Origin of the sequence: Streptomyces sp. NPDC032940, assembly GCF_040636935.1 — a bacterium.
Taxonomy (GTDB): domain Bacteria; phylum Actinomycetota; class Actinomycetes; order Streptomycetales; family Streptomycetaceae; genus Streptomyces.
In genome coordinates, this window is the sequence record NZ_JBEZVJ010000038.1 from 12,013 (window position 1) to 29,133 (window position 17,121).

At 72.4% G+C, this 17,121-nt stretch carries 1 protein-coding gene; it reads left to right on the top strand.

What is annotated here, in order from left to right; genetic code table 11:
* Window positions 1–14 precede the first annotated feature (14 nt).
* Complete coding sequence (locus AB0E77_RS30670; protein ID WP_361577136.1) at window positions 15–17,024, top strand: type I polyketide synthase; 17,010 nt, start codon at window positions 15–17, stop codon at window positions 17,022–17,024.
* Window positions 17,025–17,121 lie beyond the last annotated feature (97 nt).

The following is a 17,121-nucleotide window of genomic DNA, read 5'->3' on the forward strand; positions in this document are numbered from 1 at the left end:
ATGGGAAACGCGCGATGAGTAACGAAGACAAACTCCGGGATTACCTCAAGCGAGTCATTGCCGAACTGCACCAGACACGGCAACGTCTCCAGGAGGCGGAGACCGCGGATCACGAGCCGATCGCCATCGTGGCGATGGCCTGCCGCTACCCGGGCGGCGTCCGCTCCCCGGAGGAGCTGTGGCAGCTGGTGTCCGACGGCACCGACGCCATCTCCGGGTTCCCGGAGGACCGCGGCTGGGACGTGACGGGTCTGTACGACCCCGACCCGAACGCCGTGGGCAAGAGCTATGCGCGTGAAGGCGGGTTCCTGCACGCGGCCGGCGACTTCGACCCGGCGTTCTTCGGTATCTCACCGCGCGAGGCCCTGGCCATGGACCCGCAGCAGCGCCTGCTGCTGGAGACCGGCTGGGAGACCTTCGAACGGGCCGGCATCGACCCGGCCTCGGTACGCGGCTCCCGCACCGGTGTCTTCACCGGGGTCATGTACCACGACTACGGCACCGGTCTGGAGTCCCTCCCCGCGGGCGTCGAGGGCTATCTGGGCAACGGCACGGCGGGCAGCATCGCTTCCGGCCGGGTGGCCTACACCCTCGGCCTGGAAGGCCCGGCGGTCACCATCGACACCGCCTGCTCGTCGTCCCTGGTGGCCCTCCACTGGGCCGGCCAGGCCCTCCGCCGACGTGAGTGCACGCTCGCGCTGGCGGGCGGTGTCACCGTCATGTCCACCCCCGGCACCTTTGTCGAGTTCAGCCGCCAGCGCGGCCTCGCGCCCGACGGCCGGTGCAAGCCCTTCGCGGCCGGCGCGGACGGTACGGGCTGGGGCGAGGGCGTGGGCATGCTCCTGCTGGAGCGCCTGTCCGACGCCCAGCGCAACGGCCATCCGGTCCTCGCCGTGATCCGTGGCTCCGCCCTCAACCAGGACGGCGCGAGCAATGGCCTGACGGCACCGAACGGCCCCTCGCAGCAGCGCGTGATCCGCGCGGCCCTCGCGGACGCCAGGCTGACCCCCAAGCAGGTCGACGTGGTGGAGGCGCACGGCACGGGGACGACGCTGGGTGATCCGATCGAGGCGCAGGCGCTGCTGGCGACGTACGGCCAGGACCGGCCGGAGGACCGGCCGCTGCGGCTGGGCTCGATCAAGTCGAACATCGGGCACACGCAGGCGGCTGCGGGCGTCGCGGGTGTCATGAAGATGGTGCTGGCGATGCGGCACGGCCTGCTGCCGCAGACCCTGCACGTCGACGAACCCTCCACGCACGTGGACTGGTCGGCCGGCGCCGTCGAACTGCTGACGGACGCGATGCCGTGGCCCGAGGGCGACGAGCCGCGTCGGGCAGGCGTGTCGTCGTTCGGCATCAGCGGCACCAACGCGCACGTCATCGTGGAGGAGGCACCGGTCGCCGAGGAGGATCCGACCGCGGACGCCGAGCCGCCGATGGTCGTGCCGTGGGTGGTCTCGGCGAAGTCGGAGGAGGCGCTGCGGGGCCAGGCCGAGCGTCTGGCGTCCTTCCTGAACGAGCGTCCTGGGCTTGCTCCGGCTGATGTCGGGTGGTCGTTGGCGGCGACGCGGTCGGTGTTGGAGCACCGGGCCGTGGTTCTCGACGGGTTGAACGGCCTTGAGGCGCTGGCTGAGGGCCGTGAGGCGTCGGGTGTGGTGCGGGGGAGTGCGGCGGGCGCGGATGGCCGCGCGGTGTTCGTGTTCCCGGGTCAGGGTTCGCAGTGGGCGGGCATGGCGGCCGAACTCCTCGACACCTCACCGGTGTTCGCGGAGCGGATCACCGAGTGCGCGGCTGCGCTCGCGCCGTTCGTGGACTGGTCCCTGACCGACATCCTGCGCGACACGAATGCGGACGTTTGGCTCGACCAGGTCGATGTGGTGCAGCCGGTGTTGTGGGCTGTGATGGTGTCGCTGGCCGAGGTGTGGCGTTCGCACGGTGTCGAGCCAGCTGCGGTGATCGGTCACTCGCAGGGTGAGATCGCTGCCGCGTGTGTGGCGGGTGCGCTGTCGTTGCAGGATGCGGCGAAGGTGGTGGCCCTGCGGAGCAAGGCGATCCGTGCGCTGTCCGGTCGTGGTGGCATGGTGTCCGTGTCGCTGAGCGCTGACGAGGTCGGTGAGCGTCTGGCGGCTTGGGACGGTCGGCTGTCGGTGGCTGCGGTCAATGGTCCCTCGGTCGTGGTCGTGTCCGGTGACGCGGACGCGTTGGACGAGTTGCTGGCCGCGTGTGAGGCCGACGGCGTGCGGGCGCGCCGTATCGCGGTGGACTATGCCTCGCACTGCGCGCACGTCGAGGCGATCGAGGACGTTCTCCTGGGCGACCTGGCGGGGATCGCCCCGCAGGCGTCGAGCGTGCCGTTCTACTCGACGGTGACCGGCGGTGTCCTGGACACGTCGTCTCTGGACGCGGGCTACTGGTACCGCAACCTGCGGCAGACGGTCCGTTTCGCCGACACCCTGCGCGCACTCCTCGACGACGGTTTCCGCCTGTTCATCGAGTCCAGTGCGCATCCGGTGCTGACGATGGGCGTCGAGCAGACCGCCGAGATGCACACCAACGCCCTCGTGACTGCGGTGGGTTCGCTGCGTCGCGGCGAGGGCGGTCTGGAACGTTTCCTGACCTCCGCCGCCGAGGCGTTCGTCGGTGGTGCGGCCGTCGACTGGGCCGGTGTGTTCGCGGGCACGGGTGCCCGGCGTGTCGACCTGCCCACCTACGCCTTCCAGCGTCGTCGCTACTGGCTGGATGCCGCCGGCCAGACGGTGAGCCAGAAGTCGGCTGCCGGGCTGGGTCTGGGCTCCGCCGACCATCCGCTCCTGGGCGCGGTCGTGGCACTGGCCGACTCGGAAGGACTCCTGCTCACGGGCCGGCTGTCCCTGCGTACACACCCGTGGCTCGCCGATCACGCCGTGGGCGAGACGACGCTGCTGCCGGGTACGGCGTTCGTGGAGCTGGCGCTGCGCGCCGGGGACGCGGTCGGTTGCGACCGGCTCGAGGAACTCACCCTGGAAGCACCGCTGGTGCTGCCCGACGACACCGCCGTACAGGTGCAGCTGACGGTGGGAGCTCCGGACGCGGAGGGGCGGCGCCCGGTCGCGGTGTTCTCCCGTCCGGAGGACGAGACCGACGGCCCCTGGACACGGCACGCCGCAGGCACGCTGGCCGAAGGCCCGGCCGACGGCGGCGAGCAGTCCACCGTCTCCGCCGAACTCGGCGTCTGGCCGCCGGCCGGTGCCGAGCCGGTCGCGGTGGACGACCTGTACGAGCGGCTGGCGGCCACCGGCCTCGCGTACGGTGCCGCCTTCCAGGGCGTACGTGCGGCCTGGCGACGCGGCGACGAGGTGTTCGCCGAAGTCGCCCTCGCCGACGAGCAGCAAGCCGACGCGAGCCGTTTCGGCGTGCACCCCGCGCTGCTGGACGCCGCCCTGCACGCCCTGGCGGCGGGACCCGAGGCCCCGGAGACGGAGAACGGCGAGCGGCGTCCCGGCCTGCCGTTCGTCTGGGAAGGCGTGTCGCTGTACGCCGGCGGCGCGGCCTCGCTGCGTGTACGACTCGCCCCGGCCGGGCCGGACGGCGTGTCCGTGTTCGTCGCGGACACCACCGGAGCGCCGGTCGCGGCGGTGACGTCCCTGGTGACGCGCGCCGTGTCGCCGGAGCAGCTGAGGGCGTCGGCGCGCATCACCGACGAGGCGCTCTTCCGCCTCACCTGGCGCAAGCTCGCGACGAGCGCCCCGGTCACGGCCTCTGCGACCGCGTCCGCTCCGGAACTGGCGGACGTGCGATCCGCTCTGGAGGCAGGCGCGACGGACGTGCCGGACGTGGTTCTGGCCCCCTTCACGCCAGGTGTGGGTGATCCGGCTGAGGTGCGGTCTGCGACGCGTCGTGCGTTGGAGGCGTTGCAGGAGTGGCTGGGTGAGGAGCGGTTCGCGGGGTCGCGTCTGGTGGTGGTGACGCGGGGTGCGGTGTCTGCTGTGCCTGGTGAGGACGTGTCCGATCTGGCGGCTGCCGCGGTGTGGGGGTTGGTGCGGTCCGCGCAGGCGGAGCATCCGGACCGGTTCGTGCTGTGTGATGTGGACGGGGGCGGGGTGTCGGATGCGTTGCTCGACGTCGTACTCGCCGGTGACGAACCACAGATCGCCGTACGGTCGGGGGAGCTGTACGCCCCCAGGCTGGCCCGCGCCACCGGCACCGCAACGGCCCCGGACGGCTCCGGCCCGGCCTGGAACCCCGAAGGCACGGTCCTCCTCACCGGCGCCACCGGGACGCTGGGCGCACTGGTGGCCCGGCACCTGGTCACGGAACACGGCGTACGGCACCTGCTGCTGGTGTCCCGCCGCGGCCGGGCGGCGACCGGTGCGGAGGAACTCGCCTCAGAGCTGTCCGACTTGGGTGCCGCGGTGACCGTCGAGGCCTGCGACGCCGCCGATCGCCCGGCACTGGCGGAGCTGCTGGCGAGCGTGCCCGCCGAGCACCCGCTGACCGCGGTCGTGCACGCGGCCGGTGTCCTGGACGACGGCGTCGTCACCTCCCTCACGCCGGATCAGATCGACGCGGTGCTGCGCCCCAAGGTGGACGCGGCCTTCCACCTGCACGAGCTGACCCGCGACCTGGACCTGGCCGCGTTCGTCCTCTTCTCCTCCGCCGCCGGCACCTTCGGCGGCGCCGGACAGGGCAACTACGCGTCGGCGAACGCGTACGTCGACGCCCTGGCCGCACACCGGCGGGCGCAGGGCCTGCCCGCCGTCTCGCTGGGCTGGGGCTTCTGGTCCGAACGCAGCGGCATGACCGGCCACTTGGCCGACGCGGACGTGCGACGCATGCGCCGCGCCGGCATCGCCGCCCTCACCTCGGACGAGGGCCTGGCGCTGTTCGACGCCACCGCGACCGGGCCCGCCACGGCGGACGCCGTCCTGCTGCCCATACGTCTCGACCTGCCCGCACTGCGTGCCCAGGCCGGCACGGGCGCCGTACCCGTGCTGCTGCGGGACCTCCTGCGCATACCCACACGCCGTACGGTGGAGGCGTCCGGCCCCGCTGCCGGCACCTCGGCTCTGTGGCAGCGCCTGGCGTCCCAGCCGGAGACCGACCGGGTCGACGCCCTCGAGACGCTGGTGTGCACGCATGTCGCGGCCGTCCTGGGGCATGCCGACGAGACCGCGGTCGACCGTGAGCGCGCCTTCAAGGAGTTGGGCTTCGACTCGTTGACGGCGGTGGAGCTGCGGAACCGGTTGAACGGGGCGACGGGTCTGCGGTTGCCGGCGACGTTGGTGTTCGACTATCCGTCGCCGGTGGTGCTGGCGCGTCATCTGCTGGCGGAGCTGGTGGTGGCGAACGCGGTGGAGGACGGAGGCGCGGCGGCCCGGCCCGCGCTCGTGCCGTCGCGGGTGTCGGGGTCGGTGGTGGACGAGCCGATCGCGATCGTGGCGATGAGCTGTCGTTTCCCGGGTGGTGTCCGTACTCCGGAGGAGTTGTGGCGTCTCCTGGAGCGGGACGGGGATGCGATGGCCGCGTTCCCCGAGGACCGTGGCTGGGACCTGGAGGCGCTGTACCACCCGGACCCCGATCACAAGGGCACGGTGTATGCCCGTGAGGGCGGTTTCCTGTACGACGCTGCTGAGTTCGACCCGGGTTTCTTCGGTATCTCGCCGCGTGAGGCGTTGGCGATGGATCCGCAGCAGCGCCTGCTGTTGGAGACGTCGTGGGAGGCGTTGGAGCGGGCGGGTATCGACCCGGCGTCGGTGCGTGGCAGCCAGACCGGCGTCTTCGCCGGGATCATGCACCACGACTACGGTCTCTTGCAGGGCCCCGACGGCACTCCCGGTTCTCCCAGCCCCGGCAGCATCGTGTCCGGCCGTGTGTCCTACACGTTCGGGTTCGAGGGTCCTGCGGTGACGGTGGACACGGCGTGTTCGTCGTCGCTGGTGGCGTTGCATCTGGCGGTGCAGTCGCTGCGGCAGGGGGAGTGCTCGCTGGCGCTGGCCGGCGGTGTGACGGTGATGGCGACGCCGGCGCTGTTCGTGGAGTTCAGCCGCCAGAAGGGGCTTTCGCCCGACGGCCGGTGCAAGGCGTTCGCCTCGGGTGCGGACGGCACCGGGTTCTCCGAGGGCGCCGGGATGCTGCTGCTGGAGCGGCTCTCCGACGCCCGGCGTCACGGCCACCGGGTGCTGGCGGTGGTGCGTGGTTCGGCCGTCAATCAGGACGGTGCGAGCAATGGGCTCACGGCGCCGAACGGACCCTCGCAGCAGCGGGTGATCCGGGCCGCGCTGGCGAACGCCGGGGTGTCTGCCGCTGACGTCGATGTGGTGGAGGCGCACGGTACCGGGACGACGCTGGGTGACCCGATCGAGGCACAGGCGCTGCTGGCCACCTACGGCCAGGACCGCCCCGAGAACCAGCCGCTGCGGCTGGGCTCCATCAAGTCCAACATCGGGCACACGCAGGCCGCCGCGGGTGTCGCGGGCGTGATGAAGATGGTGCTGGCCATGCGGCACGGGGTGCTGCCGCGCACCCTCCATGTCGATGAGCCTTCGCCGCAGGTGGAGTGGTCGGCCGGGGCCGTCGAGCTGCTGACGGAGTCGGTCGAGTGGCCGGAGGCCGCTGAGCCGCGTCGGGCGGGTGTGTCCTCCTTCGGTATCAGCGGGACGAACGCGCACGTGATCCTGGAGCAGGCCCCGGCTGTCGAGGAGACGCCGGTTGCGGACGCTGTGCCGCCGGTGGTGGTGCCGTGGGTGGTGTCGGCGAAGTCGGAGGCTGCGCTGCGGGGTCAGGCGGGGCGTCTGGCGTCGTTCCTGGCCGAGTCGGATGCCGATCCCGTCGATGTGGCGTGGTCGTTGGCGACGTCGCGGTCGGCGTTCGAGCACCGGGCTGTGGTGCTGTCGGGCGACCGGGCTGGGGTGTCTGCTGTCGCCTCGGGTGAGCCGGTCGCCGGCGTGGTCAGTGGTCACGTAGTACCCGGCCGGCTGGCGGTGTTGTTCTCGGGTCAGGGTAGTCAGCGTGTGGGGATGGGCCGGGGGTTGTATGAGGCGTTCCCGGTCTTCGCCGAGGCGTTCGACGAGGTGTGTGCCGGGTTCGACGGGTTGCTGGAACGGCCGTTGCGGGAGGTCATCTTCAGCGACGAGGAGGCCCTGGACGCGACCGTGTTCACGCAGGCGGCGTTGTTCGCCATCGAGGTGGCGTTGTTCCGGCTCGTGGAGTCGTGGGGTGTGCGTCCTGATGTGGTCGGCGGGCACTCCATCGGTGAGCTGGCGGCAGCCCATGTCGCCGGTGTGTGGTCGCTGGAGGACGCGTGTGTGCTGGTGGCCGCGCGCGGACGCCTGATGCAGGCACTGCCGTCGGGCGGGGCGATGCTCGCCGTCGAAGCGGACGAAGCCGTCGTCAACGCGTCACTGGCCGGCCGGGAGGGTGTGGCTGTTGCGGCGGTCAACGGGCCGCAGGCGGTGGTGGTTTCCGGCGACGGTGCTGTCGTCTCGGAGCTTGAGGAGGCATGGCGGGCTGAGGGTCGTCGGGTGCGTCGGCTGCGGGTTTCCCATGCCTTCCACTCGCCGTTGATGGAGCCGATGCTGGACGAGTTCCGGCAGATCGCCCAGTCCCTCACCTACAACGAGCCCCGGCTGTCCGTCCTGTCGAACGTGACGGGTGAGCTGGCGGCTGCCGAGGGCGTGTGTGACCCCGAGTACTGGGTGCGTCATGTGCGTGAGGCAGTGCGCTTCGCCGACGGCATCACCCATCTGTCGGCCTACGGCGTGACGGCCTGCCTCGAGTTGGGCCCGGACGGTGTGCTGTCCGGGATGGGCGCGGACTCCGTGCCGGAGATGGTGTTCGCTCCGGTCCTGCGCAAGGACCGGGACGAGGCCGGGTCGCTCGTGGAAGCCTTGGCGCAGGTATACGTCCGGGGACACGCCGTGGACTGGGCTGCGTTCCTCGCCCCGTCCCGCCCTCGGCTGGTGGAACTGCCCACCTACGCCTTCCAGCGAGACCGCTACTGGCTGGAGGCGGCCCCGTCCGCCGGCGATGTGTCGTCGGCGGGTCTGGGCGCTGCGGATCATCCTCTGCTCGGTGCGGCGGTGACCCTGCCCGATTCCGACGGTTGTCTGTTCACGGGCCGTCTGTCGCTGGCGTCCCACGCCTGGCTGGCGGACCATGCGGTGCTGGGAGCCGTCCTGCTGCCGGGCACCGCCTTCGTCGAACTCGCCCTCCACGCCGGTAACTGGGTCGGCTGCGATCGGGTCGAGGAACTGACGCTCGAGGCGCCGCTCGTACTCCCGGAGCACGGCGGTGTACAGGTACGGGTGTCCGTGGGCGACGCCGACGGCTCCGGTTCCCGGGCCGTGACCGTGCACTCGCGCCCGGACGGTGACGACAACCCGTGGGTCCGGCACGCGACCGGCCGGGTCGCACCCGACGAGACACGCCCGGAGCACGCGGAGCGGATGTGGCCGCCGCGCGACGCCGAGGCCGTGCCCCTGGACGGGTACTACGAGCGGCTCGCCGGGACGGGGCTCACCTACGGCCCCGTATTCCGGGGCCTGCAAGCCGTATGGCGGCGGGGATCCGAGGTGTTCGCGGAGGTCCTGCTGCCGGAGGACACGGAACCCGCGGCGAACCGCTTCGGTGTGCACCCGGCCCTGTTGGACGCCGCCCTGCACGCGATGGGAGCGGCGGCCGGCCTTTCGGACACGCCCGACGACGAGTCGGCCGGTATCCGACTGCCCTTCTCCTGGAGCGGTGTGTCGGTGTACGCGACCGGCGCCTCCACCCTGCGTGTGCGCCTCACCCCGGGCGGAGCCGACGGCTCGGACCTGTCGATGGAGGTGACGGACCAGGCCGGCGGGACGGTGGCCGCGGTGCGCTCGCTGGTGACCCGCCCCGTCTCCGCCGAGCAGATCAGCGCCGCGGGCGGTGTCCTGCACCGGTCGATGTTCCGGCTGAGCTGGAGCCGTGTACCCGGTGCCGAGGCGTCTGTGCGGCATGCCGGGCCCGCGCCCGTCCTGCTGGGCGGCGCCGGACTGGCGTCCCGGGACGTGTGGGCAGCGGAGACGTTCGACCGGACCTCGTTCCACGAGGACGTCGACGCGCTGTGTGTGGCGCTCGACGAGGGCGCGGCCGTGCCTCCGCTGGTCGCCTGCGTGCTGCCCTCCGCACCCGGTGTGCGCGCCGACGAGGTCGGGAAGGCCGTACACCGGGCCCTGGCCCTGATCCAGGGTTGGCTGGCCGAGGAGCGTCTCGCCGACTCGCGACTGCTGATCGTCACCCGTGGTGCGGTGCCGGTCGAGGACGCCGGTGACGTCGCGGATCTCGCGGCGGCCGCCGTGTGGGGCCTGGCGCGGACCGCGCAGACCGAGCACCCCGGCCGATTCCTGCTGGTCGACCTGGAAGCCGGGACGGAGGCCACCGCCGAGCCGGCGCGGCCGTCGGAGCTGGCCGCCGAGGACCTGTCGCTCCTGGCCGCCGCCGCATCCTGCGGCGAACCCCAGGTCGCGGTCCGGGGCGGGAACCTGCTGGCCCCGCGCCTGGGCCGGGTCCGGACCACCGAGAAGGCACCGGCGCCTTCGGCGACCTGGGACCCCCAGGGAACCGTCCTGGTGACCGGTGCCGCCGGCACACTGGGCGGACTGGTCGCGCGCCATCTCGTCACCGAGGCCGGCGTCCGGCACCTGTTGCTGATGAGCCGCCGGGGCGCGGACGCCGACGGCGCCCGAGCGCTGGCCTCGGAGCTGTCGGCCGCCGGTGCCTGTGTGACCTGGGCGGCCTGTGACGTGGCGGACCGGGCGGCGCTCGCGGACGTCCTGGCGGCCGTTCCGGCCGACCGTCCGCTGCGCGCGGTGGTCCACACCGCCGGTGTGCTCGACGACGGCGTCATCGACTCGCTCACCCCGGAACGCGTGGACGCGGTCCTGCGTCCGAAGGTGACCGCCGCGGTCAACCTCCACGAGCTGACCGAGACGCTCGACCTGTCGGCGTTCGTGCTGTTCTCGTCCGCCGCGGGCACCTTCGGCACCGCGGGCCAGGCCAACTACGCCGCCGGCAACGCGTTCCTCGACGCACTGGCGAGGCGCCGACGCGCCGCCGGCCTGCCCGCTCTCTCCCTCGCCTGGGGTCTGTGGGACCTGGGCGACGGCATGGCCGGTGGCCTGGCCGGTGCCGACCTGCGTCGCATCGCACAGTCCGGTGTGCTGGGTCTGTCCGCCGAAGAGGGCTTGACGCTGTTCGACACCGCCTGCGCGGCGGACACGCCCGTGCTGATACCGATGCGCCTGGACACGGCGCAGGCCGGCCGCGGCGGTGACGTGCCACATGTGCTGCGCGACCTGGTGCGGCCCACGAACCGCCGTTCCGCCGACACCGCCCGTGACACGGGCCCCGCGCAGCTGCGCGAACAGCTCGCAGGCGTCTCGGCCGCCGACGGCGAACGGCTCGTGCTGAGCGTCGTACGCCGGAACGTGGCCGCGGTCCTGGGCCACGCGGAGGCGGACGCCGTGGAACCGGGCCGCGCCTTCCAGGACTTCGGCTTCGACTCCCTGACGGCCGTCGAGCTGCGCAACCGGCTCACCACGACCACCGGTCTGCGCCTGCCCTCCACCCTCGTCTTCGACTACCCGACCCCCACCGCCCTGGCCCGGCGCCTCCACGAGGAGCTGACCGGCCAGGAAGACGCCGCACACCCCGCCGGCCCCGTCCTCCCCGCCGGTGCCACCGGCGAGGACGACGACCCCGTGGTCATCATCTCCATGGGGTGCCGTTTCCCGGGCGGCGTCGGCACCCCCGAAGAGCTGTGGCACCTGCTCGCCGAGGGCCAGGACGCCATCTCGGGCTTCCCCGAGGGCCGCGGCTGGGACGCGGAAGGGCTGTACGACGCCGACGCGGACACGGACGGCAAGAGCTACGTCCGTGAGGGCGGCTTCCTGCACGCGGCCGGCGACTTCGACCCGGCGTTCTTCGGTATCTCGCCGCGTGAGGCGCTGGCCATGGACCCGCAGCAGCGCCTGCTCCTCGAGACCAGCTGGGAGACCTTCGAACGCGCCGGCATCGACCCCGCTCACCTGCGGGGCAGCGCCACCGGCGTCTTCGCGGGCCTCATGTACCACGACTACGGCTCCCAGTTGCAGAGCATCCCCGAGGGCGCCGAGGGCTACCTCGCGACAGGTGGGTCCGGGAGCATCGCCTCCGGACGCATCGCCTACACCTTCGGCCTCGAAGGCCCCGCCGTGACCATCGACACGGCGTGTTCGTCGTCGCTGGTGGCCCTGCACCTCGCGGCCCAGTCGCTGCGCCAGGGCGAGTGCACGCTGGCCCTGGCGGGCGGCGTCACCGTGATGGCCACTCCGGCGACCTTCGTCGAGTTCAGTCGCCAGCGTGGTCTGGCCACGAACGGGCGGTGCAAGCCGTTCGCTGCGGGCGCGGACGGCACGGGCTGGGGCGAGGGCGTCGGCATGCTCCTGCTGGAGCGGCTCTCCGACGCCCGTCGTAACGGGCACCAGGTGCTGGCCGTCGTCCGCGGCTCGGCCGTCAACCAGGACGGCGCGAGCAATGGCCTGACGGCGCCCAACGGCCCCTCGCAACAGCGGGTGATCCGGGCCGCGTTGGCCAACGCCCGGGTGCCGGCCACCGAGGTCGACGTCGTCGAGGCCCACGGCACGGGCACGACGCTCGGCGACCCCATCGAGGCGCAGGCCCTGCTGGCCACCTACGGCCAGGACCGTCCCCAGGACCGGCCGCTGTGGCTGGGCTCGATCAAGTCGAACATCGGGCACACGCAGGCGGCTGCCGGTGTCGCGGGGATCATGAAGATGGTGCTGGCGATGCGGCACGGCCTGCTGCCGCAGACCCTGCACGTCGATCAGCCCTCCCCGCACGTGGACTGGACGGCGGGAGCCGTCGAACTCCTCACCGAGGCCACACCGTGGCCCGAGACCGGCCGACCGCGCCGGGCCGGAGTGTCGTCGTTCGGACTCAGCGGCACCAACGCCCACATCATCCTCGAACAGGCTCCGGCCTCCACCGGGGACGAGGAGCCGACCGCGGATGTCGAGCCGCCGGTTGTGGTGCCGTGGGTGGTGTCCGCGAAGTCGGAGGCGGCGCTGCGGGCACAGGCGGAGCGACTGATGTCGTTCGTCGCGGTCGCGGAACCTTCCGAACTCCCCCCGGTGGATGTCGGTCTGTCGTTGGCGACGACGCGGTCGCTGTTCGATCACCGTGCCGTGGTCCTGGGCGGGACAGACGGGCTGCGGGCACTGGCCGAGGGTCGTGAGGCCCCGGGCGTGGTGCGCGGACGGGCCGGCGGCGCCGACGGCCGTGCGGTGTTCGTGTTCCCGGGTCAGGGTTCGCAGTGGGCGGGGATGGCGGCTGAACTGCTCGATGCCTCGCCGGTGTTCGCGGCGCGTATGGCCGAGTGTGCGGTTGCGCTCGCGCCGTTCGTGGACTGGTCGCTGATCGACATCCTGCGCGACACGAACACGGACGTTTGGCTCGACCAGGTCGATGTGGTGCAGCCGGTGTTGTGGGCTGTGATGGTGTCGCTGGCCGAGGTGTGGCGTTCGCACGGCGTCGAGCCAGCTGCGGTGATCGGTCACTCGCAGGGTGAGATCGCCGCTGCCTGTGTGGCGGGTGCCCTGTCGCTCACGGATGCGGCGAAGGTGGTGGCCCTGCGGAGCAAGGCGATCCGTGCGCTGTCCGGTCGTGGTGGCATGGTGTCCGTGTCGCTGAGCGCTGACGAGGTCGGTGAGCGTCTGTCGGCTTGGGACGGTCGGCTGTCGGTGGCTGCGGTCAATGGTCCGTCGGTCGTGGTCGTGTCCGGTGACGCGGATGCGCTGGACGAGTTGCTGGCCGCGTGTGAGGCCGACGGCGTGCGGGCGCGGCGTATCGCGGTGGACTACGCCTCGCACTGCGCGCATGTGGAGGCGATCGAGGACGTTCTCCTGGGCGACCTGGCGGGGATCGCCCCGCAGGCGTCGAGCGTGCCGTTCTACTCGACGGTGACGGGCGGTGTCCTGGACACGTCGTCTCTGGACGCGGGCTACTGGTATCGCAATCTGCGGCAGACGGTCCGTTTCGCCGACACCCTGCGTGCCCTTCTCGATGACGGTTTCCGCCTGTTCATCGAGTCCAGTGCGCATCCGGTGCTGACGATGGGCGTCGAGCAGACCGCCGAGATGCACACCAACATCCCTGTCACGGCGGTGGGTTCGCTGCGTCGTGGCGAGGGCGGTCTGGAACGTTTCCTGACCTCCGCCGCCGAGGCGTTCGTCGGTGGTGCGGCCGTCGACTGGGCCGGTGTGTTCGCGGGTGCGGGTGCCCGGCGTGTCGATCTGCCCACCTATGCCTTCCAGCGTGAGCGTTTCTGGCTGGAGTCGGAGGTGGTGTCGGCGGGTGTGGGTGATGTGAGTTCGGTGGGTCTGGTGTCTGCTGGTCATCCGTTGTTGGGTGCGGCGGTGTCGTTGCCGGCGTCGGGTGGGGTGTTGCTGACGGGTCGGTTGTCGTTGGTGTCGCATGGTTGGCTGGCTGATCATGCGGTGGCCGGGGTGGCGTTGTTGCCGGGTACGGCGTTTGTGGAGCTGGCTTTGCGTGCCGGGGACGCAGTCGGCTGTGACCGGGTGGAGGAGTTGACGTTGGAGGCGCCGTTGGTGCTTCCGCAGGACGGCGCCGTCTCCGTCCAGGTCCATGTCGACGGCCCCGGCGAGTCCGGGCGGCGAACGGTGAGCGTGTACTCGCAGACCGACGGCGACTCCTGGACGCGACACGCCCTCGGCACCCTGGCCGACGACGCCGGAGACGCGGCGCGAGCTGATGCTGATGCCGATGCCGATGCCGATGCCGATGCCGATGCCGGCGATGGTGCACCGTGGCCGCCCGCCGACGCGGAGGCGGTCGATGTGGAGGGCCTGTACGACAGGTTCGCGCGCAACGGCTTCGGTTACGGGCCGTCGTTCCAGGGGCTGCGGGCCGTATGGCGCCGTGGCGAGGAGGTGTTCGCCGAGGTCCGGCTGCCCGAGGAACAGTGGTCCGAGGCCCGGCACCTGGGCGTGCACCCGGCCCTGCTCGACGCGGCACTGCACGCGATGGCGTTCGGCGGGTTCGTCCGGCTGCCCGGTGACGTCGCCCCGGGCGGGGACACCGGACGCGTCCGGCTGCCCTTCTCCTGGAACGGCGTGTCACTGCACGCCACGGGCGCGTCCGCGCTGCGGGTGCGGCTGGCCCCGGCGGGACCGGACGCGGTGTCGGTGACCGCGTCCGACGGCTCCGGCCGCTCGGTGCTGTCGGTGGACTCGCTCGTCACCCGGGCGATCTCCCGAGAGCAGCTCAGCCGGGAGCACGGGACGTTCCACGAGTCGCTCTTCCGCCTGGACTGGGCCCCGGCGCCGGCCGTCAACGGGGCCGGAAAGCCGGGCAGGTGGGCGGTGCTGGGCGACGACGACACCACGTCGCTGCCGACGGCGCTGAAGTCGGCGGGAGCGGGCGCGGAACGGTTCGCGGACCTGTCCGCCCTCGCGGAGTCCGTGACGGCGGGCGGCAGCCTGCCGGACCTGGTGTTCGTACCGTTCGAGGGCCGGCCGGGCACCGTCACCGATCCCGGCACCGTCCTCGGCGCCGATGAACGGCGTGCCCTGTCCGCGGACGGTGTGCGCACGGTGGCGCACCGGGCGCTGGCGCTGGCGCAGCAGTGGCAGAGCGACGAGCGTTTCACGGGCTCCCGTCTGGTGTTCGTGACCCGCGGGGCGGTCGCCGCCCGAGCCGGGGAACAGGTCCTGGACCCGGCCTGCGCGACGGTGTGGGGTCTGGTGCGGGCCGCGCAGTCGGAGAACCCCGACCGGTTCGTTCTGCTGGACCTGGACGACGACGAGGCCTCGCTCGCCGCGCTGCCCCGCATGCTGAGCGGCGACGAGCCGCAGCTGGTCGTGCGGGCAGGACGGGCGTTCGCGGCACGGCTCGCCCGGGTGCAGACGGCCCCGGGCACGGCACCGGCAGCGGAGACGCCGGAGACCCCGGTGTGGGACCCGCAGGGCACCGTGCTGATCACGGGAGCCACCGGCGTACTCGGGTCCCTCGTGGCCCGGCACCTGGTGGCCGAGCACGGTGTACGCCATCTGCTGCTGACCAGCCGCCGCGGCGGAGCGGCCGCCGGTGCCGCCGAACTGGCCGACGAACTGACCGCCTCGGGCGCGTCGGTGCGACTGGCGGCCTGTGACGTGGCGGACCGCTCCGCACTCGCGGAGCTGCTGGCGAGCGTGCCCGCCGAGCACCCGCTGACCGGCGTGGTGCACGCGGCCGGTGCTCTCGACGACGCGCTCCTCGGCTCGCTCACTCCTGAGCGTCTGGACGCCGTGCTGCGCCCCAAGAGCGACGCGGCCGTCAACCTGCACGAGTTGACCAGGGAGCTGCCGCTCACGGCGTTCGTGCTGTTCTCGTCGGCGGCCGGGGTGTTCGGTGCCGCGGGACAGGCGAACTACGCCGCGGCCAACGCGTTCCTGGACGCCCTGGCGCAGCACCGCAGGGCGGAGGGGCTGGCGGCGGCCTCCCTCGCCTGGGGCCTGTGGGCCGAACGCAGCGCCATGACCGGGCACATGGACGACGAGGACGTGCAGCGGCTGGGCCGCTCCGGCGTGGCCGCGTTCTCCTCCACCGAAGGGCTCGCCCTCTTCGATCTGGCCGTCGAACAGGCGGCCACGGCGGCGGCGGACCCGCTCCTGGTTCCCGTGCGCCTGGACGTCGCCGCGCTTCAGGCGCAGGCGTCCTCGATCGGCACGCCCCCTCTGCTGCGGGGGCTCGTGCGGGTGCCGGCACGCCGGGCGGCTGACGGTGCCTCCGGTCCCGACCGGGGCGAGTCCGGGCAGGCGCCGCTCGGGCAGCGGCTGGCCGGGCTGACCCCCGCGGAGCAACTGCGGGTCCTGACCGAGCTGGTGCGGGAGCACACCGCGGCCGTGCTCGGGCATGGATCCGCGGACGCGGTCGAGGACGACCACGCCTTCCTGGAGATCGGCATCACCTCGCTCACCGCGGTGGAGATCCGTAACCGGCTCAACCACGTCACCGGGCTCACCCTGCCCGCGACGCTGCTGTTCGACCACACCACACCGGCCGCGCTCGCCGCCTATCTGCGGGGCCGGCTGCAGCCGGGCGCGGCTCCCGAGCCGGAGGCCTCCGCCGGGGCCGGAGAGGCCGGAATTCCGGCGGCTCCGACACCCGCGGCCGGTGGCGGAGCCGGGGCAGCGGGCGGTGGTTCGACGATCGAGTCGCTCTACCGGCAGGCGTGCGCCGACGGCGAGTACGTGGCCGGCACCCAGCTGCTGATGGCGGCGGCGCGGCTGCGTCCGTCGTTCCGTACGGCCGCGGAGCTGACGACGCCGCCCAAGGTGGTCCGGCTGTCGAAGGGCAGCATGGCGCCGGGGCTGGTGTGCTTCCCGTCGCTGGTGGCGATCTCAGGGGCCCGTGAGTACGCGCGGTTCGCCGCGGGCTTCCGAGGACGGCGCGATGTCACCGTGCTGCCCGAACCCGGTTTCGGCAAGGGCGAGTTGCTGCCCGCCAGTGTCGACGCGGTGGTCGAGATGCAGGCGGAGGCCGCCCTGCGGACCGTCGGGCAGGAGCCGTTCGTGCTCGTCGGCCGGTCGTCGGGCGGATGGATCGCGCAGGCCGTCGCACGGCTGCTGGAGGAGCGCGGCAGCGCGCCGGCGGCGGTCGTCATGCTGGACACCTATCTGCCGCGCAGTGAGGCGCTGCCGTGGATCCAGACCAACCTGTCCGGCAAGATGTTCGATCGCGAGAAGATGTTCGGCGTGGTGGACGAGGGCAGGCTGACCGCGATGGGCGGCTACCTCCGGCTCTTCTCCAACTGGGGGCCGGAGCCGGTCGGTGTGCCGATCCTGGCGGTGAAGGCCGAGGAGACCTTCACCGGGTCGGAGCAGACCAGCGACGAGGAGTCGGCGTGGGGCCCCCGGGTCACCGTGACCGACGTGCCCGGCGACCACTTCACCATGATGGAGGACCACGCCGGTGCCACCGCCACGGCCGTCCTCGACTGGCTTGCGGAGAACGTGTGAGGTGAGCGCACGGCATCCCGCCGTGCGCCCGCTCGCTCGTCGCGAGAAATGACGGAAGCGGGAAGGACGTGCCCGCGCCTGCGCGCCGTACGTTCCT